Source organism: Marinitoga lauensis (assembly GCF_004135675.1).
GTDB lineage: Bacteria > Thermotogota > Thermotogae > Petrotogales > Petrotogaceae > Marinitoga > Marinitoga lauensis.
This window is the reverse complement of sequence record NZ_QHLX01000003.1, coordinates 224629-246588: the sequence shown is the minus strand read 5'-3', so window position 1 is coordinate 246588 and position 21960 is coordinate 224629. Positions and strand designations below refer to the sequence as shown.

Annotated in this window: 26 protein-coding genes, 1 tRNA gene and 3 pseudogenes; 12 read left to right on the top strand and 18 right to left on the bottom strand. The window is 27.1% G+C overall.

Going from position 1 to position 21960, the window contains the following annotated elements:
• Window position 1 precedes the first annotated feature (1 nt).
• Window positions 2-700, top strand: a complete 699-nt coding sequence (locus tag DJ007_RS06365; RefSeq protein WP_129408808.1) for a pseudouridine synthase — start codon at window positions 2-4, stop codon at window positions 698-700.
• On the opposite strand, the gene DJ007_RS06360 is transcribed toward DJ007_RS06365, so the two are convergent.
• A complete protein-coding gene (locus tag DJ007_RS06360; protein ID WP_206076179.1) occupies window positions 635-1120 on the bottom strand; it encodes a prepilin peptidase in 486 nt (161 codons plus the stop codon). The genes DJ007_RS06365 and DJ007_RS06360 overlap by 66 nt on opposite strands.
• A complete protein-coding gene (locus tag DJ007_RS06355) occupies window positions 1113-2186 on the bottom strand; it encodes a tetratricopeptide repeat protein (protein WP_129408806.1) in 1074 nt (357 codons plus the stop codon). The genes DJ007_RS06360 and DJ007_RS06355 overlap by 8 nt, the downstream gene beginning before the upstream one ends.
• Window positions 2187-2391: 205 nt before the next feature.
• Between DJ007_RS06355 and DJ007_RS06350 the strand changes: the two genes are divergently transcribed.
• From DJ007_RS06350 to DJ007_RS06340, 3 genes are all read left to right on the top strand, one after another.
• Window positions 2392-3099, top strand: a complete 708-nt coding sequence (locus DJ007_RS06350) for a metallophosphoesterase (RefSeq protein WP_206076178.1) — start codon at window positions 2392-2394, stop codon at window positions 3097-3099.
• Window positions 3100-3227: 128 nt separating this feature from the next.
• A complete protein-coding gene (gene rpmE, locus DJ007_RS06345) occupies window positions 3228-3443 on the top strand; it encodes a 50S ribosomal protein L31 (protein WP_047265630.1) in 216 nt (71 codons plus the stop codon).
• Between the two features lie 68 nt (window positions 3444-3511).
• The gene (locus DJ007_RS06340; protein WP_129409018.1) at window positions 3512-3871 is read left to right on the top strand and encodes a S1 RNA-binding domain-containing protein; all 360 of its coding nucleotides are present in this window, start codon (window positions 3512-3514) and stop codon (window positions 3869-3871) included.
• A 4-nt stretch (window positions 3872-3875) separates the two neighbouring features.
• On the opposite strand, the gene DJ007_RS06335 is transcribed toward DJ007_RS06340, so the two are convergent.
• Entirely contained in the window at window positions 3876-4118 is a 243-nt protein-coding gene (locus DJ007_RS06335) for an FmdB family zinc ribbon protein (RefSeq protein ID WP_129408804.1), read from the bottom strand.
• A 196-nt stretch (window positions 4119-4314) separates the two neighbouring features.
• Here DJ007_RS06335 and secG point away from each other — a divergent pair, with 196 nt between their 5' ends.
• The 5 genes and pseudogenes from secG (at window position 4315) to DJ007_RS06315 (ending at window position 8528) form a co-directional block, all read left to right on the top strand.
• Window positions 4315-4554: a preprotein translocase subunit SecG gene (gene secG / locus DJ007_RS06330; RefSeq protein WP_129408803.1), complete on the top strand. Its 240-nt coding sequence runs from the start codon at window positions 4315-4317 to the stop codon at window positions 4552-4554.
• Window positions 4555-4561: 7 nt separating this feature from the next.
• A pseudogene (tyrS, locus tag DJ007_RS06325) lies at window positions 4562-5751 on the top strand (tyrosine--tRNA ligase).
• A gap of 84 nt (window positions 5752-5835) precedes the next feature.
• A complete protein-coding gene (locus DJ007_RS06320; RefSeq protein WP_129408802.1) occupies window positions 5836-6795 on the top strand; it encodes an S-layer homology domain-containing protein in 960 nt (319 codons plus the stop codon).
• 171 nt (window positions 6796-6966) lie between these two features.
• Window positions 6967-7119 (top strand): hypothetical protein, encoded by a 153-nt coding sequence (locus tag DJ007_RS14675; protein ID WP_165974045.1) that lies wholly within the window; start codon window positions 6967-6969, stop codon window positions 7117-7119.
• Window positions 7110-8528: a hypothetical protein gene (locus DJ007_RS06315; RefSeq protein ID WP_129408801.1), complete on the top strand. Its 1419-nt coding sequence runs from the start codon at window positions 7110-7112 to the stop codon at window positions 8526-8528. Before DJ007_RS14675 ends, DJ007_RS06315 begins: the two co-directional genes overlap by 10 nt.
• 150 nt (window positions 8529-8678) lie before the next feature.
• Here the strand turns inward: DJ007_RS06315 and DJ007_RS06310 are convergent.
• Window positions 8679-8752, bottom strand: a tRNA-Asp gene (locus DJ007_RS06310).
• A gap of 229 nt (window positions 8753-8981) precedes the next feature.
• Between DJ007_RS06310 and DJ007_RS06305 the strand changes: the two genes are divergently transcribed.
• The 3 genes and pseudogenes from DJ007_RS06305 to DJ007_RS20070 all read left to right on the top strand — a co-directional run bounded on the left by DJ007_RS06305 (window position 8982) and on the right by DJ007_RS20070 (window position 9995).
• Entirely contained in the window at window positions 8982-9254 is a 273-nt protein-coding gene (locus DJ007_RS06305; protein ID WP_129408800.1) for an HU family DNA-binding protein, read from the top strand.
• A gap of 143 nt (window positions 9255-9397) precedes the next feature.
• Entirely contained in the window at window positions 9398-9679 is a 282-nt protein-coding gene (locus tag DJ007_RS20075) for a fluoride efflux transporter FluC (RefSeq protein WP_206076176.1), read from the top strand.
• Window positions 9676-9995, top strand: a pseudogene (locus tag DJ007_RS20070) (DUF190 domain-containing protein). Before DJ007_RS20075 ends, DJ007_RS20070 begins: the two are co-directional and overlap by 4 nt.
• A 10-nt stretch (window positions 9996-10005) precedes the next feature.
• Here the strand turns inward: DJ007_RS20070 and DJ007_RS14670 are convergent.
• From DJ007_RS14670 to DJ007_RS06230, 14 genes and pseudogenes are all read right to left on the bottom strand, one after another.
• Window positions 10006-10143 carry a hypothetical protein gene (locus DJ007_RS14670; RefSeq protein WP_165974044.1) on the bottom strand — a complete coding sequence of 46 codons (138 nt, stop codon included), beginning with the start codon at window positions 10141-10143 and terminating at the stop codon, window positions 10006-10008.
• A 151-nt stretch (window positions 10144-10294) separates the two neighbouring features.
• Window positions 10295-11032, bottom strand: coding sequence for a hypothetical protein (locus DJ007_RS06290; RefSeq protein ID WP_129408799.1), 738 nt, complete (start codon window positions 11030-11032; stop codon window positions 10295-10297).
• 111 nt (window positions 11033-11143) lie between these two features.
• The gene (locus DJ007_RS06285) at window positions 11144-11683 is read right to left on the bottom strand and encodes a hypothetical protein (protein ID WP_129408798.1); all 540 of its coding nucleotides are present in this window, start codon (window positions 11681-11683) and stop codon (window positions 11144-11146) included.
• 15 nt (window positions 11684-11698) lie between these two features.
• Window positions 11699-12505: a DUF58 domain-containing protein gene (locus DJ007_RS06280; protein WP_129408797.1), complete on the bottom strand. Its 807-nt coding sequence runs from the start codon at window positions 12503-12505 to the stop codon at window positions 11699-11701.
• Window positions 12506-12606: 101 nt separating this feature from the next.
• The gene (locus tag DJ007_RS06275) at window positions 12607-12942 is read right to left on the bottom strand and encodes a hypothetical protein (protein ID WP_129408796.1); all 336 of its coding nucleotides are present in this window, start codon (window positions 12940-12942) and stop codon (window positions 12607-12609) included.
• Between the two features lie 8 nt (window positions 12943-12950).
• Window positions 12951-13882 (bottom strand): annotated as a pseudogene (locus tag DJ007_RS06270) (AAA family ATPase).
• Window positions 13883-14045: 163 nt separating this feature from the next.
• Window positions 14046-15650 carry a permease-like membrane multi-spanning protein gene (locus DJ007_RS06265; protein WP_129408795.1) on the bottom strand — a complete coding sequence of 535 codons (1605 nt, stop codon included), beginning with the start codon at window positions 15648-15650 and terminating at the stop codon, window positions 14046-14048.
• 10 nt (window positions 15651-15660) lie between these two features.
• Window positions 15661-16413 carry an ABC transporter ATP-binding protein gene (locus DJ007_RS06260; protein ID WP_129408794.1) on the bottom strand — a complete coding sequence of 251 codons (753 nt, stop codon included), beginning with the start codon at window positions 16411-16413 and terminating at the stop codon, window positions 15661-15663.
• 13 nt (window positions 16414-16426) lie between these two features.
• Window positions 16427-18163, bottom strand: coding sequence for a LytTR family transcriptional regulator DNA-binding domain-containing protein (locus DJ007_RS06255; protein WP_129408793.1), 1737 nt, complete (start codon window positions 18161-18163; stop codon window positions 16427-16429).
• Complete coding sequence (locus tag DJ007_RS06250; RefSeq protein ID WP_129408792.1) at window positions 18150-18713, bottom strand: hypothetical protein; 564 nt, start codon at window positions 18711-18713, stop codon at window positions 18150-18152. Before DJ007_RS06250 ends, DJ007_RS06255 begins: the two co-directional genes overlap by 14 nt.
• Window positions 18713-19033, bottom strand: coding sequence for a hypothetical protein (locus DJ007_RS06245; RefSeq protein WP_129408791.1), 321 nt, complete (start codon window positions 19031-19033; stop codon window positions 18713-18715). Before DJ007_RS06245 ends, DJ007_RS06250 begins: the two co-directional genes overlap by 1 nt.
• Before the next feature lie 92 nt (window positions 19034-19125).
• Window positions 19126-19356 carry a hypothetical protein gene (locus DJ007_RS06240; protein ID WP_129408790.1) on the bottom strand — a complete coding sequence of 77 codons (231 nt, stop codon included), beginning with the start codon at window positions 19354-19356 and terminating at the stop codon, window positions 19126-19128.
• Window positions 19357-19378: 22 nt separating this feature from the next.
• On the bottom strand, window positions 19379-20080 hold the full coding sequence (locus DJ007_RS06235; protein WP_129408789.1) for a hypothetical protein: 702 nt from the start codon (window positions 20078-20080) through the stop codon (window positions 19379-19381).
• A gap of 139 nt (window positions 20081-20219) precedes the next feature.
• A complete protein-coding gene (locus DJ007_RS06230; RefSeq protein WP_129408788.1) occupies window positions 20220-21878 on the bottom strand; it encodes a CehA/McbA family metallohydrolase in 1659 nt (552 codons plus the stop codon).
• Between the last annotated feature and the right edge of the window lie 82 nt (window positions 21879-21960).

Here is a 21960-nt window from a genome sequence, read left to right as displayed (position 1 = left end):
TATGGAAAGATTGGATAAATTCTTAGCCAATGCAAAAATAGGTTCCAGAAGCGAAGTAAAAAAACTAATAAAAAGCGGTTTAATAAAAATAAACGGCAAAACTATTAAAAAAATCGATTTTAAAGTGACTAAAAATGATATTGTTGAATTTAATGGTAAAAAAATAGAAGGACATAAATTAATATATATCATTATTAATAAACCAATTGGTTATCTATCCTCCACATACGATCCAAGAGATAAATATATTCTACAATTAATAGATCACAAATATAAAGATGAATTGAGTATTGCAGGAAGATTAGATAAAGATGCTCATGGTTTATTGCTTTTAACCAATGATGGAGAATTAATTCATAAAATTATTTCTCCAAAGAAAAATATATATAAAACATATGAAGTTAAAGTATCTGGTAATATTACAAAAGAAAAAATTAAAAAATTAGAAAGTGGAATTCAACTAAAAGACTTTAAAACAAAACCTGCAATTGTGGAAAAAGCAAATGAAAATATTATTATAATAAAAATTTCAGAAGGCAAATTTCATCAAATAAAAAGAATGATGAAAGCAGTAAATCTTGAAGTTATTGATCTGAAAAGAACAGCTATAGGAAAACTTCAACTTCCTGATAGTCTAAAAGAAGGAGAATGGATTGAAATTGAAAAACCAGATCTTTTCAATAATCGTTCCCCAGAATAAATAATAACCGAATGCAATTTTACCTTTCTTTTCAAATATATATGATATCAAAACAGAAAAAATAATTATAGAAAATACATTAGGTCCATAATTCAATGATAATCCAAATATGAGCTTTATATCTCCATATCCCAATGCATCTCTTCTGGCATAGTAAAATAGAAATGAGATAAGAAATATTCCTATAAATATAAAAAAACTATTAAATTTCATTAACCCTATCAATATAATTAAATAATTTAAAACATCTGGAATATATAATGTATTAAAATCTACAAATGCTATACAGGCTAACAATATTATAACAATATCTATTTTTCCCATAATCATAGCAAAAATAACTCCCGAAAAAATCGGGAGTATAATTTTTTTATTTTTCAAAAACGCTTTTTTTATCAGACTAAAATCTTCTTTAATCAATGAGTATAGCTTTTTCATCTTCATCCAAAATTTCGTCTAAAATATTTTTCATTCCATAATAATACCATGGGAATTTTTCTTTAATTTCTCTGATCATTAGCCTTGCTTCTTCTTTCTTACCGGATTTTAAAAGTGGAACTGTCAATAATATCTTAAAATGTTCATATTCCTTGTTTTTATCCAAAAATTTATTTATAAACTTTTCAACCTTTTCATATTTTTCATTTTGGAACATTATTTTTGCCCATATTTCAACATCACTTACATATTCAGGCTGTGAGTTTGATATCTCTTCTTTCAACTCTTCTGCTTCTATGCTTCTACCTAACTTTTTATAAATTTCTGTCAATTCATATTTGGCTAAAATACTCTTTGGATATTTATTTAAAAACTTTTCTAATATTCTTGCCGATTTTTCAAAGTTATTTGATTGCCTATATGCATCAGCTATCATAAAATATGTAACTGTGTTCTCAGGCATTAACTCCACTTCTTTTAACCAGATCTCGGCAGCCTTTTCAAACTCACCAAGATTAAAATACGTTTCACCTAATTCCGATAATGCTGCAACATTCCATGGATCTTGTTTAATGGCTAATTCTAAATATTTTTTCCCTTCTTCCAAATTGCCTTCTTCTACCAGCACTGAACCAAGTATTTCATATGCTGGTGTATAGTTCGGATCTATTTCAATCATAAATTTAACTATTTCTTTTAATTCATCAAAATTATGATGATCAGCATAATCCAATATTATATCGTATAATTCATTTAATGTAGCATGATTAAAATCGGAAGGCTTTAAATTAAATTCTTTTAAATAGGAAAGAAATTCAGAAAATATGAAAGGTTTTGTAACAAAATTAGAAGAAATTCCAGAAATATGTTCTGAAATAATCTTTATTTTTTTTGCTTCCGTCATTAATTTCTCCTTCGTTTTCAAATCTGCCATCATTAAATCAAGATCTCCTTCATACATAACATCTGATAAAATAACTGGAAAGACCGTATTTGTATTTATTTCAATCTTTTCATCTTTTAACTTTAAAATAGCCACTGTTTCCATGGGTATCTCCTCCCTATATTTAATATAGTCGTAATTTTATTTTATCATTTTTAACATAAAATAATAAATGTTATAACTTATAATAATCTGGTATAATATCAAATAAGAATTAAATATTCATAATTATTTTAAAAAATTTAAACATTTATTCAGATAAGGTGATTGCATGAAAAATTTTACAAAAACTATTTTATTTATAATTTTTTTGATTATCATTTATGCCTTTTTTATTGAACCTTTTTCAATAAAAAAAAGTTACCTAAGTATAAAGCAAAATATTAAAAAGCCAATAAAAATTATTGATATCACAGATTTACACATATATAAATATATTTTTTTTCATGATAAAATCTTAAATGAAATAAAAAAAGAACAACCTGATTTAATTCTTTATACTGGAGATTCTATTGTAAAAAATACTGACAAAAATAGTTTAAATATATTTTTTAAAAAATTAAGTGAAATTGCTCCAGTGTATGCTGTTTATGGAAATTGGGATTATTACGATTTAAATATGGTAAATGATGTATATAATAGCAACAACATACACCTAATAAATGATAATTCTATAAGCTTGTATTATGGTAATTTCACACTAAAACTCATAGGACTACCAATCTATAAAAAATTATCTTATGCTGATACAACAAATGCAAGTTATACAATAGTAATGGAACATATTCCTGATACAATATTTTATAACAAAGAAGCTTTTGATCAGGCAAACCTTATTTTAGCAGGTCATACCCATGGCGGTCAGGTTTACATTCCTTTTATAACCAAACTATTTTTGAAAAAGTATGCATTTTATATGCGTGGAGAAAAAAAGTTTAGTAATAATAAATTGATGTATATAAATAGGGACTCGGGGCATGGTTTAATATCAGACTTTTTTCACCTCCAGAGATTTTAGTTATCACCATTTCTAATAATTAAATTTTAATATAATTGTTTATTAAAATATAAATTCTTTCTTGACTAAGAAAAGAGAATATGTTATAATTTGTCAGACAAAAATATTATAATATAGAGGTGAATAACATGAAAAAAGGAATACACCCTGAAATGAAACTCATCACTGTAAAGTGTGCTTGTGGTGCTGAACATCAGCTTTACAGCACAGAAGATAATTTCCGTGTTGATGTTTGTTCAAAATGTCATCCATTTTATTTGGGTGAAACAAGCTCTCAAATTATCGATACAGAAGGAAGAGTTCAAAAATTCAAGAACAAATACGCAAAATTTCTCAACTCATAGGTGGAGGATAACCTCCCATATTGTTATATATAAATTATTTTATGGAGGTAGTATTTGTGGCTAAAAGTATGGCATTTGGCGAAACTGTGAAAGTAACGGTAAAAGACATTAAAAAATTCGGAGCTTTTGTTACACTAGAATCTGGTGAAGAAGGTTTTATTCACATTTCAAAGATTTCAAATGACTATGTAAAAAACATCTCTGACTTTTTAAAAGTTGGTCAAGAACTCGAAGGAAAAATCATTGGAAAAACAAAAGACGGTAAAGTAGAGCTCTCCTTGAAAACTGAAGATGTCCAGGAAGAAAAGAAAGATGACGAGTTTGAAAAGAAACTCACAAGATTCTTGAGAGACAGCGACAGAAAGTTATCCGAGTATTCAAAAAGACTCGATAAGAAAAGAGGTGGCAAGGGAAAAGATAACATTTAATAATTTAGTGGGGATATAAGGCGGTTAAAACCGCCTTATTTTTTTCGCTTGATGATACTGAATTACTGGATTTTTTTGAATCATTTATATAAAAACCACTTCCTTTAAAAGAAATACCTACCCTTCCTATTCCTTTTTTAGCTAAGTTTCCACATTTTTCACAAAAAACTTCTGGTGTTTCACTCATACCGTGCATTACTGTAAATTCATGTCCACATTTCTCACAAACATATCTGTATATTGGCATTAATACACCTCCCGTCCATATATTTCTAATAAATTTTAACAATATTATATTTAAAATCCATTTCACATAATTTAACTTCATAAAAACATCATCATGACTTTTTTAATAAATTCATTTTTTACTTGAATTATCAAAAGTTTTAGTGTATAATATTTTTTGAGATGTATGCAGAAAAAGGGAAAAGGAGGCAGATGAAGTGTCAATTTTAACAATATTAGCAGTTATAGTTCATGTAGTATTATCTATTGCTTTGATTTATTTTGCTTTGCACAGAATGCAAAAAAACGCAGAATTGGGTGGAGCTTTCGGTTCTGGTGCTGCACACACAATGTTCGGCAGGGAAAAAGGCTTTGATCCAGCTGCAAAAATGGCATTATGGACTGGAGTTTTATTTATGATTTCATGTTTTGTAACAGCAGCACTCCTTGCGAGGTGATTGAATAGTGGATTTTGAAAAGCAATTTGACATCATAAAAAGAAATACGATAGATTTAATAACAGAAGAAGATTTAAAAGAGCGTTTAAAATCCAAAAAAAATTTACGAATTAAATTAGGAGTTGATCCTTCAAGGCCTGATTTGCATTTGGGTCATGCTGTTGTATTAAAAAAATTAAGAGAATTTCAAGATTTAGGTCACCAGGTAGTTTTAATCATCGGAGATTTTACTGCAAGAATTGGTGACCCTTCTGGTCGTTCAAAAACCAGACCAATGCTTACAAAAGAAGAAGTTGAACAAAATGCTGAATCATACAAAAAACAAGCATTTAAAATTTTGGATCCTGAGAAAACAGAAATTAGATATAATAGTGAATGGTTGGATAAATTGAGTTTTTACGATGTTATAAAATTATCTTCCAATTATACAGTTGCAAGAATGCTTGAAAGGGATGACTTCGCAAAGAGATTGGCTAACAATGAACCTATAAGTGTTTCTGAATTCATGTATCCTTTGGCACAGGCTTATGATTCAGTAATGGTTGAAGCAGATGTCGAAATAGGTGGGACCGATCAATTATTCAATCTTCTTGTGGGAAGAAAAATTCAAGAAGCTTATGGTCAACAGCCTCAAATAGTTTTAACTATGCCTATAATTGAAGGCACTGATGGAAATTTAAAAATGAGTAAATCATATGATAATTATATTGCTTTTGAAGATGAACCATTTGATATGTACGGAAAGGTTATGTCAATACCAGATACATTAATAATAAAATATATGAGATTAGCAACCGATGTAAGTGAAAATGAAATAAAAGAATATGAAGAAAAATGAAAAATAACTCAATAAACCCAAGAGATGTTAAGATGCGTTTAGCTTACGAAATCGTTAAATTCTTTCACAATGAAGAAAAAGCAGAATATGCTCAAAATGAATTTATAAAAGTTTTCCAGAAAAAAAATATTCCAGACGAAATGAAAGAAATTATTGTTGAAAAAAATATAAGTGCAATCGATTTAGTAATGAAAACAAAATCTGTTTCCAGTAGAAGCGAAGCGAAAAGACTTATAAATCAAGGTGCTGTAAAAATTAATGATGTTAAAATCGATGATCCTTTCCAATTATTAGAAATTAATGGCGATGAAGTCTTAAGAATTGGGAAAAGACGATTTTTTAAACTAAATACTAATTGATAGAATTTTAGTATTTTATAGTATAATATAATTAGTGCGTTTTAATAATCAAAAATTCAAAATTTAAAAGAGGGGGTAGAGCGTATGCGTAAAACACTTTTAGTATTGGCATTAGTTCTTTTCGGAGTATTATCTTTTGCATTTAAAGATGTTCCCGAAGATCATTGGGCATATGATTACATTATGGATTTAGCAAATAGGGGTATCCTTCCAATGGAAGATAACTTCAATCCTGACATTGTTTTGACAAAAGCCGAAATTGCTGTATTATTATCAGACACATTAACTTATGTTGAAAATGATCCTGTATTAGCAAAAGCAGAGGATATAAAGAGAGTAGAAACAGTTATGAAAATTTTTGAACAAAAATTAGCTTCAGTAGAATCAAAAGCTATGGAAGATAACAAAGCTTTAAGCGTAAAATTAGGTGCTGTTGAATCTGCAGTAACAGCAAATCAAAATGTATTAATTAACCTAACAAAAAAAGTTAATGCATTAGGAAACGGTTTAAGCACTTTAAAAGCTAATAGCTCAAGAAGTTATTTAGAACTAAAATATACTGTATTAGATTTATCTGACAAATTAAATTCATTGCCAAAATTAAAAGATGATGTTTCTGTTAACATCGAAAACATTGATGGGTTATGGGAAGAATTAGATACATTAAGATCAGACTTAGATTATGTTGCTGGCCAAAACGCTAAAGAACATAGTGAAATAAAAGCATTAATTGCTAAAAAAGCGGATACATCTTCTGTTGAAGAATTATCAAAAGATTTAAAAAAGGCAAATGATGAACTTGCTACACTTAAGAAAGTTGCATATAAAGCTTATAATAATGCTGATATGGTTTCAGAAGATATGTTAGATCTTCAAGACCAATTAGACAATCTATCTTCACAATTATCTAATGTTCCTGGTGATTTATTGAAAGTTCAATATTTAGCTAATGATTTATCCGATAGAATGACTAATGTTGAAGGAAAAGTAGCTGCTAATGAAGAAAAAGTAAACAAGACAAATATGTTAGCTATTATGGGGTAGCATTGGCAGGTATTGCATTAGTAGTTCCATTTGTAATGAAATAGTGGTAATTTATAATCATTTGATTAATTAATTTAACGTTAAAAACTCTTGACTTTTATTTACGAATATGATAGAATAATTACAGTTTATATCAAATCAAATTAAATTATATTTAAGGAGGTTGTTTGAATGAAGAAGATTTTCGCTTTAGTCATGGCATTAGCTTTATTGGTATCTGCATTTGCAGCTACAGAAGTGCCTGCAACATTGTCAGTTACTAACCAGTTTTTGAAGGTAGTGTTGGTTTTGAAGTTGGCTTTGATGAAAATGGTTTGGATTTGAATTTAACAAATTCATTAAAAGTTACTACAGCTTTTTCAAGTGGTTATTCAGCTACATATGGTGGAAAAACTGAAGGTATGTTATCAGTTGTTTTAAGTGGAGATGTATCTACTTTGGCAAAGGATACTGTTCCTGCATTGACTTTAAAAAGCATTACATACGAAGACAACATGGTAAAAGTTTTATTTAACAACGGTGGTATGTTAGATTATTCAAAATATATTATATACAACACTTATGATTCAGATGGAAATGCTCAATTGCCCGTAGTAGGTGACAGATATGCAGCAGTTACTTTAAAAGGTTTTGACGCTGATGTATTATATGTTGATTTAACATCTGGTTATGATGTTGATACAGATGCTACACATGTAGATAATCCAACAATGTTAAATGGTGATTTATTAGCAGCTAAAAAATCATTATCCGTTTCTATGATTGATGCTGATTTAACAGTTGCTGCTTGGTCAGCAGATTCAACAAGATTAGCAGTTGCTGGTCCTGCAACAAAAACAGGATTCGCTGTATCTGCTGAAACAACTGGAAAAGATGCTTTAGCAGGTTTAACAGCTGATTTATTCTTTGGTTCTCATGATGGTTCATCAGCATATTTGTTATCTGCAAGCTATTCAAAAGATTTTGAATCAGGTATGTTTACAGTAACTCCTCATATGACATTTGATTACGCAAAATCAGCTACATTACCAGAATTCATTAGACCTGTTTCAGATGCAACAAAAGTTACTTTTGGTGCTGATTTATCAGCAGATTTTGGAATAGCTGGAAGCTTATCATTAACAGATAAAATCACATTACCATTACCTGGAGATATGACATATACATATGCAGTTGAATACTCAAATAAAATTCATGATTTATTCAATATTGAAAGTGTAAAAGTTTCTAAAGCTGATGGAACAGAAATTGCTTCTCCATTAAACTTATCAGCAAAAGTATCAGGTTCTACAACAATGGACGCTGTTTCAGCAGGTTATGATGTTACTTTAGGTTCAGTTGCATTGGATAAAGTTTCTGATGAATATGCTGTTGATATTCATGTAAAAACTGGTTATGAAGCAGATATGGTTACAGTATCAGGTGATGTATGGTATAAATTACATGCAGCTACAAAAGATGCTACAAATAATTTAGGTTATATGGTTACAGTATCTGTTAAACCTATGGATAAAGTTGCTGTAGATTTATCATTAAAGAACTTTAGTGATACTGACAGTGATGGAAATTACTTTGAAGAAACATTCAATGAACCAGCTGATTTCTTATACTCAGCAGATGTAACTTACACACCAAATGATGCTATTACATCTGGATTACACTTAAGCAATGCTACATATGGCGGAAAATCTTTCTACTGGAATGCATACGTAAAAGGTTCAGTAAGCTTCTAATATTTTTAAATAATAAATCCCGGCTTTTGCCGGGATTTTAATTTATATAACATAAGTCTGCAAATCGAATTTGATTTAAGCTGTATTTTTATATAATTTTCGATTATTATATATATAACAAAAACTCCCGGATTATTCCGGAGTTTTTTATGGCGGGACGACGGGACTCGAACCGCGGCCACCGGTGTGACAGACCGGCATGCTAACCAACTGCACCACGTCCCAACCGACCGAATATATTGTACCAAAAGAAATATTACATTTCCAGTCCTGAGTGGTTTCTAAATAGTGACGTGTTTTTTAGTATTATTTTAAAAAGAAAAGAATTGAAAATGAATTAAGAATTTTTACATAGTAAAAAACGCTAAAATTTACATTACTGCTTGATTTTAAGCCAAAAATGTGGTAAAATTCCTTTGAAATGCGTTTATATCAATATATAGGGGTGCATGTATGAACAAAAAGGAACTCGTTAGTGCATTAGCTGAAAAAGTTAATGTTACAAAAAAAGAAGCTGCTTTATTTGTTGATTCTTTTGTTGAAGTTGTTTCCGAAACTTTAGGAAAAGGCGAAAGCGTTAAGATTGTTGGATTTGGAACATTCGAAGTTGTAGAAAGAAAACCAAGAAAAGGTGTTAACCCACAAACAAAAGAAGCTATCGAAATTCCTGGTGGAAAAGTACCTAAATTCAAAGCTGGTAAAGAATTAAAAGCCAGAGTAAAATAATTTAAACGGAGCCAGATGGCTCCGTTTAAGTTTAATGGAGGTTTAATTATGACTTTAATATACATAGGCCTTGGTGGTTTTCTGGGTGCCATTTCAAGATACTTAGTATCAAAATATATAAATTCTCTTTTTCTCTTGGCAATATGCCATATGGAACTCTATTTGTAAATATTTTAGGTGCTTTTGTTTTAAGTTTTTTAATGTCTTTAGGTATATATAAATTAGAATTTCCTAAAAGTTTTATGTTATTTTTCGCAACTGGTTTTATAGGTTCTTTTACTACTTTTTCTACTTTCATGTATGAAACTATTGTATTAAGTGAAGAATCTTTTACGTTATATTCTTTGTTATATTTATCAATTAGTATTATCCTGGGACTTTTATTTGCTTTTTTAGGATATGCGCTGGGGAGGATGGGATCATGAATTTTTTAAGAATTTATTTGGGTGAAAGTGACCATTGTGGTCATGAGCCTGCATATAAGCACATAGTTAAATTATGTTATAATCACGGTTTAAAAGGTGTAACTGTACTTAAAGGCGTTATGGATTTGGAGAAAAACATCATGTTCATAGAGCAGATTTTTTTACTTTGAGCGAAGATTTACCAATTATAATAGAAGTTATCGATGAAAAAGAAAAGATTAGAAAATTAATTGAAGAAATTAAAAAATGCAATTTTGATGGACTTGCAGTTTATTGGGATGTAAGTACTGTCAGAATAGAAAAAGAAGCCCTTTAATCTGGGCTTCTTATATTATGTTATTACTCATATATAATTCTAATGCTTCCTCTTTAAAATTCTCTACTAAACTATCAATTTCACTTTCTGAAACTTTATTCTCCATATATCCTAATTTCTTGTTTAAAAAGTTTTTTATTATTTTCATTTTTCTCCCTCCCCATTTAATGATTTCAATTTAATTATATATTTTAATTTATACAATTCGGTATCCGAACTATTATGTTATTTAACATTTATCTTTTCTCTTTCATTAACCCTCACACTTTTAAAATGGGAAGGAAATAGTTTCTTAATTTTTATTTAATAACTACTATTTTCTTTAAAAAGTTTATGCTTTTCTTTATTATATTTTTTATTTCCTCTTCCGTATATTCATAGTTTTTTTCACCATATTCTTTTAAAACAAATAGATTTGTTAAAAGTTTAAATTCTTCAGGATATTGTATTTTATTTAGTAATTCATAAGGAGTTAAATACGAAAATATCCTGAAAAATCTTTTTCTGATATATTTATATCCTTCTTCTATTAAATAGGGTATATCTTCATAATCAAGTTTATCGATAGAGAATTTTTCTATTTCCTTTTCCTCTTTTTCTTGATTAATAAAAAATTTTCTAATAAATATTACAGCAGTAATACCAAGCAAAATGGATACTATAAAAAAGATCCATTTTATTTCCTGATATAATTTTATAAATGCCGTTCTTGGTGAAGCCGCTATCTCTCTAAATATATTCATTTGGTGTCCTGAATAATTTGCATCAATAGTTTTATTTTGAACATTAGTATTAACGTTACCAGAGAATAACTCACTTTTATCCAGAGGCAATCTTCCTCTTTTCATATATGCTATACCTGTTCCCATTAATGCCCATATTGAAAAAAATATTATAAGTGAAATTATTATTTTTCTTTTTTCTTTCTTTGTAAATAATTTCCACGTAATAATTGCTAGGATAATAGATATTATTCCACCTATAAAGATATTTATCAATACTATAACATCTATAACCTTATTATTCAACTGAATCATTGATTTTTCTTCTACATTTATATCTCCTGTATATTCTTTCTTCTTTTTTCTACAACTGTTTTTTTAACATTATAATTATTACCTTTTATAATTTCATTTATTTTTCATTTTCTAATTTTTTTCTTTTAATAACTGAGTATCTGGTGAGAGATGAAATTCTTTAAATGGATTATAATATGTATTAAAATTCCACAAACTAAATATTATAAATATAGAAAAAAGTGAAACAAAGATTTTCTTATTTTTTTGTTCTTTAAATAATTCAATAAGTGAAACAATAAAAGTTATAAGTGGAAATATGGGATTAATCAAATTTCTTAATAATATAATAGATATCAAAAATATAAATGTAAATTTTATAATGTCTCCAGGGTTAAGCGGCAAATAATAAGACAACACTACAATAGCAATTAAATTAAAACTATAAAGTAAATTTTTTGATCCTGTTGCATTTAAAAGAAAAAATACCAGAGTATATATACCTGCTAAAGACAAAAAAGCTATATAATATGGCATTCCAAATTTTCTTATTCTAATAAATAAAAAGGAAAATAAAATTCCCAGTAAAAAAATCACTATTCCAGAATGGAAATTAAAAGGCACAAAGGTTAAAAATATAGATAATAAATATAATACCCTTTGATTTTTCAATGAAATCCCCTCCATTTATATTGTTTCAAATACTTCTGTTAAAGAACTATTTGGAGATACTAATCTTACTATTATATGGTTTTCTTCCAATAAAACAGCCTTTTTTTCAAGATCTATTGCTTCAACTCTAAACATATCATGTTCTTTTATATCTAACTTGCCTTCTGTTTCAATCCTGAATCCATATGGCATTATTAATACTACAACCTTTGAAACTTTTGCTCTTATTCTTATTAAGTCTGGAATAATTTCATCTGTTAAATGTATAGAAATTATTATTACTGTATCCTCATAGGTAAAATAAGGTATATCTTCTTTTATTATTGTATCTAATCTAAATTCTGGATCATTTGTACCTTTTGCACTGGATAATAGATCAAAATAGTCAAGCCATTCCTTTGAAGAATATTTTTTTACTTCTTTCCCTATTAATACCAGATTTACATCTTCATGTTTCATTTTTTGATACCTGATAATACTTGCAGCTGCTTTTAGTGCATACTCCTCATATATTTTTCTTTCACTTTTCCAGAAAACATTATTTTTAGGAATTCCGTCTGGAAGGTTTAAATCTACAAACATATATATTTTTCCCGTAGATGTATGAGAATATTTTTTTACCATTAATTTATCGTATTTTGCAGAGATTTTCCAATTTATTCTATTCATAGGCTCATTATTATATTCATCAATATTTTCTACGTAAGTTACATCTTCTAATACCCTTATATTAGATTTTTGCCCGGGCAATAATTTTTTTAAACTTTCTTTATTGAATTCAGAATAAATAAATTCTGGCAATACTTCTATGGTTTTTTCCACTTTTTTTGTTTTCCAGAATTCAAATCCTAATGGAGTTTTATAATTAATACTTATATACCCTATCTCTTTTATTCCACGTGTTCCAAAAGAGGTAACGAATACTAATTTCTTTTTTCATTGGCTGATAATTTGATTTTTTGAAAAGGTGGTCTTAATCTACTTAATAAGTTAGACGGAGAAACTGTTATAATTATGTCTTCATCTGAATTGTTTGTTAAATATAATCTATATTCAACTTCTTCCTCAATAAAACATTTTTCATATTCTATATCATATTTAATATCTAAATTTTTAAATACTTTTTTCTTTTGAAAAAACTCATACCAGCCGAAACCTACAAGAGCTAATAGCAATATTGTATAATTGCTAAAATAAAATAGATTAAATAATATTGATATTACTGTCATTATTACCAGACTTTTAATTTTATATTTCATGCTATCATCTACTTTATCACTTTAACTTCTTCTAATATTTCACCTATTAACTTATATGTTGATACTTTTTTTATTTTTGCTTCTGCTTTTAATATTATTCTATGCGCAAGAACATAAGGGCTATCTTTTTTACATCATCTGGAATAACAAAATCTCTTCCTTCAATAGCTGCAATACTTTTAGATAACTGCATTAATGCAATTGAGCCTCTCGGACTGGCTCCTATCTTTATATCTTTGTGATTTCTTGTTCGATTTACTATATCTACTATGTATTTTTTTATTTCTTCAGAAACATGTACATTTTTTATTTCATCCTTTATTTTTCTTATTTCCTCATTATTAGAAACTTTATTTATTTTATTTATTGGATGTTCTTTTTCCTGGGATATTAACATATTAATCTCATTTTCAAAATCTGGATATCCAAGATTGAGCCTTATCATAAACCTATCCAATTGTGCTTCTGGCAGCGGAAATGTCCCCTCATATTCTATTGGATTCTGTGTTGCAATGACAAAAAAATTATCTTCCAATTTATGTGTTATCCCATCAATTGATACTTGATTTTCAGCTAATGATTCTAACAATGCCGACTGTGTTCTTGGAGTAGCTCTGTTAATTTCATCTCCTAATAGTATATTTGTGAAAATCGGACCTTTTTTCAGTATAAATTCATTTTTATTTTTATCAAATATATATAATCCTATTAAGTCATTTGGTAATAGATCCGGTGTAAATTGTACTCTTTTAAAATTTAAATCAAATGATTTCGCTAAAGCACGAGCTAACATAGTTTTACCAGTTCCTGGAACATCTTCAAGCAACACGTGACCATTAGAATAAAATACTGCTAATACCATTTTTATTTGTTCTTCTTTCCCCTTAATAACTATCCCCACATTATCTATAATCTTTTTGGATAAATCTGTTGTAACCATACCCCACCTCTTTCTATTAATATTTATATTTTATTACCCACAAAAAATTATATCATAAAAAAATGCTCCCTGATGGGAGCTAAATTTGTCTGTTTGTTATTTATTTTAAGGGTTGTAATAATATTATATCTTAATTTCCTTAAGAATTACTTAGAATACTGTTTCACTCCCATTTCAACATTCTTTCTTTTACTTTATTTATCTCTTTTCCTGTTAAATATATAATTAAAATCAATAAAAATATAGGCAAAAATCCTCCCACCAAATGATATAAAAGTTTTGAATCAAATAGAAAATCAATAAACTTACTTTTTAATTGAGGATTTTCAAAAGACAGTATATATAAATTGCCTGGAATAAAAATACCAAAACTAAATCCCATTATAACCCCTTCAAGATACATTACTTCCTTACCTTTAATAATATTTTTCTGAGATAAATCTCTTTTTGGATTCTTCAAATACATACTAACTCCTAAAACTGAGGAATATACAATCAGAGTAATTACCGGTATAATCATTACAAAAATTACCCATGTTGCTTTCCCAAAAATAAAAGATAATAATGCTATTGCTATATATTCAATAGAGAAAATCAAAATAGGTAACATAATTTTTGAAAATATCATATTTCCCATACTAATAGGAAAAAGCTTTGGCATTGGCCATATTTTCCCCTCATAAGAAATGGAAAAAATAGAGAGCATTGCTGCATATATAGATGCAATCATTATAAAAACAAAACTCATAACATCAGAACCAGAAGATGTGAAAACAAAAATAAGTGGTAAAAATACTGGATATAATATAAGAAAAAACGTTTGAGAATCTCTAAATAATAATTTAAAGTCTTTTTTAATTGCTGGAAATCTTGAAGTTTTGAATTTTATTTCATAATTTTTCTTTTTGCCTTTTTTACGTGATACTGTTAGTTCCAATGAATTAGAAATTGTAAATACTATATATCCCAATATTATAATTACAGATAATAACATAGTCAAAGCTAAAAAATTGCCTTTCATAGTTAATATTACCCATGTGTGTGGCCATGCATAATTCAACAATAATGAAGATAATTTCTTTAAGGACTCTGCAACCTGTGCTGGAGAAGCATTTTCCATTATTCTCGGAATAATATTAGTTATTCCCACATACAGAAATATACTTATAAAATACATTATCATTGTCATTCTTTTGGCAGATGTTTTAGTTAAAAATTTTGAAAATAAAACTCCACCTAAATTTGAAATTAATAAAAGTATTAAAATATATCCCAAACCTGCTAATATTGAAAAAAATATATTGGTTTTTGCGATAATGGCATATATTACAAACACAGGAATCATCATACCAAGCGGTAATCCTGCCATAACAAGACTATCTATTGCACTGGAAATATAGATATCCGAACGTTTTAAAGGCATAGAAAGTAATATTTGTGTCATATCACTTTCATATAGATTGGCAACAATAGCGGGAGAATAATTGATAAAAAACATAAATCCCATTAATAAAAACCACATAGAAAATACTACATCAAGCATACTCCATGGTAAATCAATTCCAAACTGAGAAAAAGGAATATTTAGGTCTTTAAACATCATATACAAAATAGGCGATAATGATGCTCCGAATATAACCGCTGGAACTAAATAAGCAATTAATGCATTTAAAGGACTGGACTTTTTATATGTCCCATCTTTTTTCTTTTTAGGCCTTATTTTATTTTGATATGAATATTTTAATATCAACCATATTTTGTTTTTCATATAATCACCCCTAAAGTTCTTTTATAATATCATCTAATTCACCTGCACCTGTTAATTCAAGGAATAAATCTTCAAGTGATTGTTTTTCAGATGTCTTTGAAAGAGCTTTTAATTCTTCTAAAGTTCCTTCTGCAATTAATTTACCAGAAGAAATAATTCCAATTCTATCACACATTTTTTCTGCAATTTCCAGAATATGTGTTGTTAAAAATATTGTTGCTCCTTCTTTAGAATACTTTTCCAATAACATTTTTAATATTTTTGCAGATTTTGCATCTAATCCAACAGTTGGTTCATCTAAAAATATAACCTTTGGTTTTCGCATCAAAACAGATGCAACCATTAATTTTTGTTTCATTCCATGAGAATAATCACCTATAAACGAATCAAGATAATCTATTTCAAATGCTTCACAAATTTCATCAAGGCGTTTTTTTGATTCATCTTTATCAACTTCATATATATTCATAATAAATTCAATAAACTCTGACCCTTTTAAATTTTCATACATTTTTGGCTCATCAGGAACTACCCCTATATTTGCCTTTATTTTTATCTCATTTTTTTTCATATCCATACCAAGTATTTCTATTTCTCCGCTTGTAGGTTTCAATGTTCCTGTTAACATCCTAATTGTCGTGGTTTTACCAGCGCCATTTGGTCCTAAAAATCCATAAATCTCCCCGCTTTTAATGTTTAGATTTACATTATCTACTGCAATAAAGTCACCAAACTTTTTTACTAAATTTTTAGCTTTAATCACAAAAACACCCCCGTTAGAATTTAAATTTTTCTTTTATATGATGTAAATGGCTTCTACCTATTTTTAATTCTATACCATTATCTAATTCTACTATATAATCTCTTACAAAAAACTTTTTGAATTTTTTTATATGATCAACAGAGATAATATAACTTTTATGTATTCTTATAAATTTTTCTGGATCAAGAGCTTCTTCTAATTTTTTTAATGTATCATCGTAATAGTATTCTTCACTTTTAGTACATAAAAAAACATATTTATCTTCTGCTTTAAAATAATATATTTCTTCTTCTGGAATAATTAAAATTATATCTCTATCCTTTACCGAAAATTTTCTTAAATAATTACTATGACTAATTTTTTCCAATAAAGATTTATTTATTACCTGTTTCCTTTCTATTACTCTTTCAATGGATATTTTTAGTCTTTTTAAGTCAAATGGTTTTAATAAATAATCAACAGCATTTTCTTCAAATGCTCTTATAGCATATTCTTGATAAGCGGTGACAAAAATCACTAATGGTTCATAAGAAAGTTCTTTTAATATATCAAATCCATTTTTTTCCGGTAAATTGATATCAAGAAATATTAAATCAGGCCTATTCTTTTCTATCAGGTCAATAGCTTCTTTACCTGATTTTGCTTCTCCAATTAAATTAATATAATCAAAATTAGCTAAAAGCTTTTTTAATCTATTTAAAGAATGCTCTTCATCTTCAATAATAATACTTTTTATTAACATATTTTCATCCCCGATTTTTATTATTACCTTTATTCCTGATGGTTTATTCTGTTCAAATTCAATTTTTGCATTATCATATGTTAATGCCAACCTATTTTTTATACTTATAAGTCCAAAACCGAATTTTATATCATTAATTTTTCCTATACCATTATCCACAACCTCAAATATTACAGTATTTCCCTTTCTAAAAGCAGAAACACTTATTTTTCCTCCTTCTTTCTTCTTCGAGATTCCATGAATTATAGAATTTTCAACAATAGGTTCCAATATCAAAGGTGGTACTTTAAATTCATTTAGATTATCATCTATGTCAAATTTACACTCTAATCTATTTCCTAATCTAATTTTTTCTATCTCAAGATATTCTTTTATTAAATTTATTTCTTCATTCAAAGAGACAAGATCCTTATCTGAAGAATATAATATCTTTCTATATATATCTGAAAGATTTATTATAATTTTTTCCATTTGTTCCGAATTTTCCTGACCTATTTCCAGTAAAGTATTTAATGTATTAAATAAGAAATGTGGGTTTAGTTTTGATCTTAGTGATACTAATTCTGCCTTTAACTTTTCATTTTTCAACCTTTCGTTTTTTCTTATTTCTTCATTTAACTTTTTATATATAATAATAATAGAAAATATTAAAAACAGAAGAATAACAATAGTTATTAAAAATAGATATTTATATGATGGAAAAACATTAAAAGCAAGAAGATTCGACATTATATACTCTGAAATAACTATACCAGAAAAAATACTAAAAATCAAAATCAAAATATTAACTATTTTATCCAGAAATCTTATTTCTATTTTCACAAATATTTTTAAAAATCTTTGAAGAATATAATAGATTAGACCTATGGAATTTGAAAAAATTTCTGCAATTAAAATACCATACCATAAATTAAAATATGGAGAGAATATATATATTAATAATACCACGAGCAGTGACCCTATTTGATTTTCTAACAATATTTTATATAAATTTTTATTTCTCATCATATATCATCCTGTAATAATAAGAGTTTTTATATTCTTTTAATTCTCCAAGTAATTTTTTACTTCTTTCTAGATTATTATGTTTATATATTTTAGAAAGCTTAAATAATATCTCACCAAAATCATAATTTTCTTTAAATTTTTCATTAGCCCTAATATATATATATTCAAAATCATTTATAAATATTTCTCTGGAAAAATCATAATTAATAATTTCATATGCTGTTTTTCCACGTATATAACGATAAATGAGGTTGTCAAAATCGCTTTTAACAACCTCTTTCATTTCCAGCATACCTGCGTATATATAATAATATTTTAAAGGAAAAAACCATTCATATCTGGATTTTTTTACCAATATACTACCGTGAATTATTTTCAACAAATTATCCATATTTTTAGCATTATTGAAACTCTTCAAAATATTATCTAACTCTTTTTTAGTAAAAGAATCAAAATTTTTCAGATATGCATTTAGTATATTAATACTATTATTTGAAAATGTTCCTATTGATAAAATTAATAAAATAATAACTATAATGCATTTCTTCATCAGAACCCCCACATAATACCTGCCCCAAACGAATAATAGTAATTATAATTTGGTAATTTATCAGTTACAGTATATATCCCTTCTATTTTCCAATTTTCAGGTGAATAATTATATGTAAACCTTCCTTCCACAAAAAAACTAACAAAATCCATAATATTAAAATAAAGACTTGCTTTAGGCGAAACAGATAATTCATCTCTTTTTAATTGTATCACATAAGGTACAGAATTTACATCATTAACAAAATCGTCTACTGTTTTACTACTTCTGGATTCTTCTACTTTCTTACTAATAATTGTTTCTCCACCACCAATTCCCATTCCAATATTGAGCCCCAGCACCTTAAATATATTTATGTGTTTTCCAAAAGTAAAATATCCCTGGGAAATTATTAATTTGTAATTGCCATTTACTACTTCTCCACTATAACCTTCACCCCCATATATGAACCATTAGGCATAATTCCTATTCCACCACCACCATGTAAAATTACTTCATCAAAGTTCACATATTTTTTCAATGGATTAATTTGTGAAACCTGATCTTTAGGAATATAATTAAACATATATCCGCCACCACCAAAATTAATCGAAAACATCGTTAAAGACAAAGCCAAAACAGCCATTAAAATTACCTTTTTCATACTAATCCCTCCTTTAAATTTTTTAATATCTTATAATTTTCATTTTTTTATTACTTTTTACTTCACCTTTATTATCTTTTCTCATTTTTATAATAACATTATTGGAAATTCCATCGAAATTAATAGTTCTGATTCCTTCCCATATATCTTTATATTCAATTTTTGCATTTATGGATATTCCATCAAATCTGATATTTTTACAATTAATTACTTTAATATCGATGTTTGTAGAAATACCACTAATATCAATAATATTTGTATCATATAATCCTTTAATAACCACATTTGTACCATTTATTATTATTTCATTACTATTAAAAAATGTATTATCTTTAAATATAACATTGGCTCCATCGATATTGAAATTTTCAGAATTTATTTTCCCACTAATTTGAATATTTAAACCATTTATTTTTATACTATTGAATTTATTTTTCGATCCAATAACAATTTCCATATTCTTACCTTTTCCCATACTATCAAGCTTTAATTTGCTATTTATAATTCTTGTTTTTAAAATATCAGAATAAAAAATCTTATCTGATTCTGGATCAAATTTTATATTAACGTTTAAACCATCAAGTTCTATTTCAGTAATCCCTTTTAAATCTGCTATTTTATCAGGAATAGCTGTATTTTCTTTTATACTATAATCACTTATTTGAAATGCCATAAGTATAAATATAACCCCTACTAATGGCAAAAAGTACCAATACTCTCTCATATTTTCACCTCCAACAAAATATTATCATTTATCATAAACAAATAAAAATCATTTCTGATAAACTGGCATATATCATTAATGAAAGTAGTATAAAAAAAGTGAACTGACAAAGCAGTTCACCAAAATTTAGATAATATTATTATTTAATTTTTAGCAGTCTATTAATAAATGTTTCATTACTATCATTTTCAAAAGGATTTCCGGGGAAAATAATATAATTTTTATTTATAACAAAACCTCTCTTTTTGTTTTTAAAAGTAATAATAAAACCCTCATTATAATATAAATTATTTAATTTTTCATTCTTAAAAATTTTTTCAGATACTATATATTTAGATGGAATTAATTGTAACACCTGTTTATTAATTTTATCCAATATAATTCCAATTCTTTTATTTTTAGAAAATTCTTTTATTTTGTCAAATATTGAAGTATCCTCCAATGAACTTGCCCGTATTAAAATGACTTTTGATTCATTCTCAAAATTATTACTTATAACATACTTTTTTTCTAAAAATCCAGCATTAACATTTAAAGAAGTTATTTTGATTTTACTCTCTAAATGAATATCATCTTCGTACCATAAAAAATCATTAATATAAACTTTCATATGTACAACATTTTTATCGGGTAAATTCAGCTCAGTTTTTAATAATCTTTTTTCAAATGAACCTAAAAGGAATTTATTTTCATATTCTAAATTATCATCTATATATATTTTTATATCTGCCAGAGATTTTTTTGATGAAATATTATATACATAGAAATTATAATTATTATTAGAATTTTTATACATCTTTATTTTAGGCATCTCAAAAATTCTAATACTGTTTTCTGGCTCATACCATATAGAAGAAGTAACTATACTTTCATCATCATATTGATCCAATCTGGCAAAAACAAAAAAGTAATTCGAATCAACCTGTATTTCTATTTCCTTTTCAAAAGAAGATGGTAAATTATTAAACGTATATTCTTTATTTGGTGTAAATATATTTAAATTTTTTATATCTTCTCCGTCAGGATCTTCATAAAATACCTTTAAAACAATTTTTTCAGGCCTTTTAGTATAATGCACAATATCTCCCATTTTTGCATCATTAGTTTCTAACCAAACTTTGGCATTTCTATCTTCTGTTCCATAAGTTTTTCTATTCTTAAATCCATTTAGTATTTCTTTTTTATTTTTTTCTTTTACCCAAACTGCTGTCCTTGAATCATTGCCAGTTCCCCAATTTGCAACATGATTATCCTGGCCAATAGTTGCTCCTACATGCCATCCTTTCTTTAGTGCATTCATATAATTCCCAAACATCTCATCATTTATAGTTTCATTTCTTGCCCAACTCCCATTTCCAACTTCAATCATATTAATATATAAATCTGCTTCCGGATAGTATTCAAAATCTTTAAATGTTCCAAACATAGATATTGGATGATTAAATTGTGCTAATGCTTTTTCTTTAATTATCCAGTCATAAAATTCTTCTGTTGTAGTTTTTACGTTCCTACTTGTCCAACTTTTTGATTCATATACATTAATATGACCACTACCTGCTGTCCATTCAAAACCAGCAATAGCAACAAAATTATCCGTTGTTTCACTATTTGCCATATCTTTCATAACATCAAACTTATCTCTTCCATTATAATCTGCTTCAAAATAATATGCATGATCTGTTACTGCTAGAAAATCTAAATTTGCTATATCTCTTGCATATTTGTATGCATCAGAAGGAACCGATCCAGGTTCTCCATCAGAAAATGATGTGTGTGAATGCGGATTTCCAAATAACAATATTAAATCATTTGGAAATGAAAAAATAAAAGTGTAAATAAATAAAACGAATAAAAAAGAAAGGATCTTTTCACTACAATCA

What these genes read in the sequence shown, in the direction of transcription:
- DJ007_RS06265 (WP_129408795.1), bottom strand. Translation starts at nt 15,650, where the DNA reads ATGAAAAACAAAATATGGTTGATATTAAAATATTCATATCAAAATAAA.
- DJ007_RS06250 (WP_129408792.1), bottom strand. Translation starts at nt 18,713, where the DNA reads ATGAAGAAATGCATTATAGTTATTATTTTATTAATTTTATCAATAGGA.
- DJ007_RS06255 (WP_129408793.1), bottom strand. Translation starts at nt 18,163, where the DNA reads ATGATGAGAAATAAAAATTTATATAAAATATTGTTAGAAAATCAAATA.
- DJ007_RS06340 (WP_129409018.1), top strand. Translation starts at nt 3,512, where the DNA reads ATGGCATTTGGCGAAACTGTGAAAGTAACGGTAAAAGACATTAAAAAA.
- DJ007_RS06290 (WP_129408799.1), bottom strand. Translation starts at nt 11,032, where the DNA reads ATGATTCAGTTGAATAATAAGGTTATAGATGTTATAGTATTGATAAAT.
- DJ007_RS06355 (WP_129408806.1), bottom strand. Translation starts at nt 2,186, where the DNA reads ATGGAAACAGTGGCTATTTTAAAGTTAAAAGATGAAAAGATTGAAATA.
- DJ007_RS06320 (WP_129408802.1), top strand. Translation starts at nt 5,836, where the DNA reads ATGCGTAAAACACTTTTAGTATTGGCATTAGTTCTTTTCGGAGTATTA.
- DJ007_RS06335 (WP_129408804.1), bottom strand. Translation starts at nt 4,118, where the DNA reads ATGCCAATATACAGATATGTTTGTGAGAAATGTGGACATGAATTTACA.
- DJ007_RS06240 (WP_129408790.1), bottom strand. Translation starts at nt 19,356, where the DNA reads ATGAAAAAGGTAATTTTAATGGCTGTTTTGGCTTTGTCTTTAACGATG.
- DJ007_RS06305 (WP_129408800.1), top strand. Translation starts at nt 8,982, where the DNA reads ATGAACAAAAAGGAACTCGTTAGTGCATTAGCTGAAAAAGTTAATGTT.
- DJ007_RS06275 (WP_129408796.1), bottom strand. Translation starts at nt 12,942, where the DNA reads ATGAAATATAAAATTAAAAGTCTGGTAATAATGACAGTAATATCAATA.
- DJ007_RS20075 (WP_206076176.1), top strand. Translation starts at nt 9,398, where the DNA reads ATGCCATATGGAACTCTATTTGTAAATATTTTAGGTGCTTTTGTTTTA.
- DJ007_RS06365 (WP_129408808.1), top strand. Translation starts at nt 2, where the DNA reads ATGGAAAGATTGGATAAATTCTTAGCCAATGCAAAAATAGGTTCCAGA.
- DJ007_RS14675 (WP_165974045.1), top strand. Translation starts at nt 6,967, where the DNA reads ATGAAGAAGATTTTCGCTTTAGTCATGGCATTAGCTTTATTGGTATCT.
- DJ007_RS06235 (WP_129408789.1), bottom strand. Translation starts at nt 20,080, where the DNA reads ATGAGAGAGTATTGGTACTTTTTGCCATTAGTAGGGGTTATATTTATA.
- rpmE (WP_047265630.1), top strand. Translation starts at nt 3,228, where the DNA reads ATGAAAAAAGGAATACACCCTGAAATGAAACTCATCACTGTAAAGTGT.
- DJ007_RS06245 (WP_129408791.1), bottom strand. Translation starts at nt 19,033, where the DNA reads ATGGGAATTGGTGGTGGAGAAACAATTATTAGTAAGAAAGTAGAAGAA.
- DJ007_RS14670 (WP_165974044.1), bottom strand. Translation starts at nt 10,143, where the DNA reads ATGAAAATAATAAAAAACTTTTTAAACAAGAAATTAGGATATATGGAG.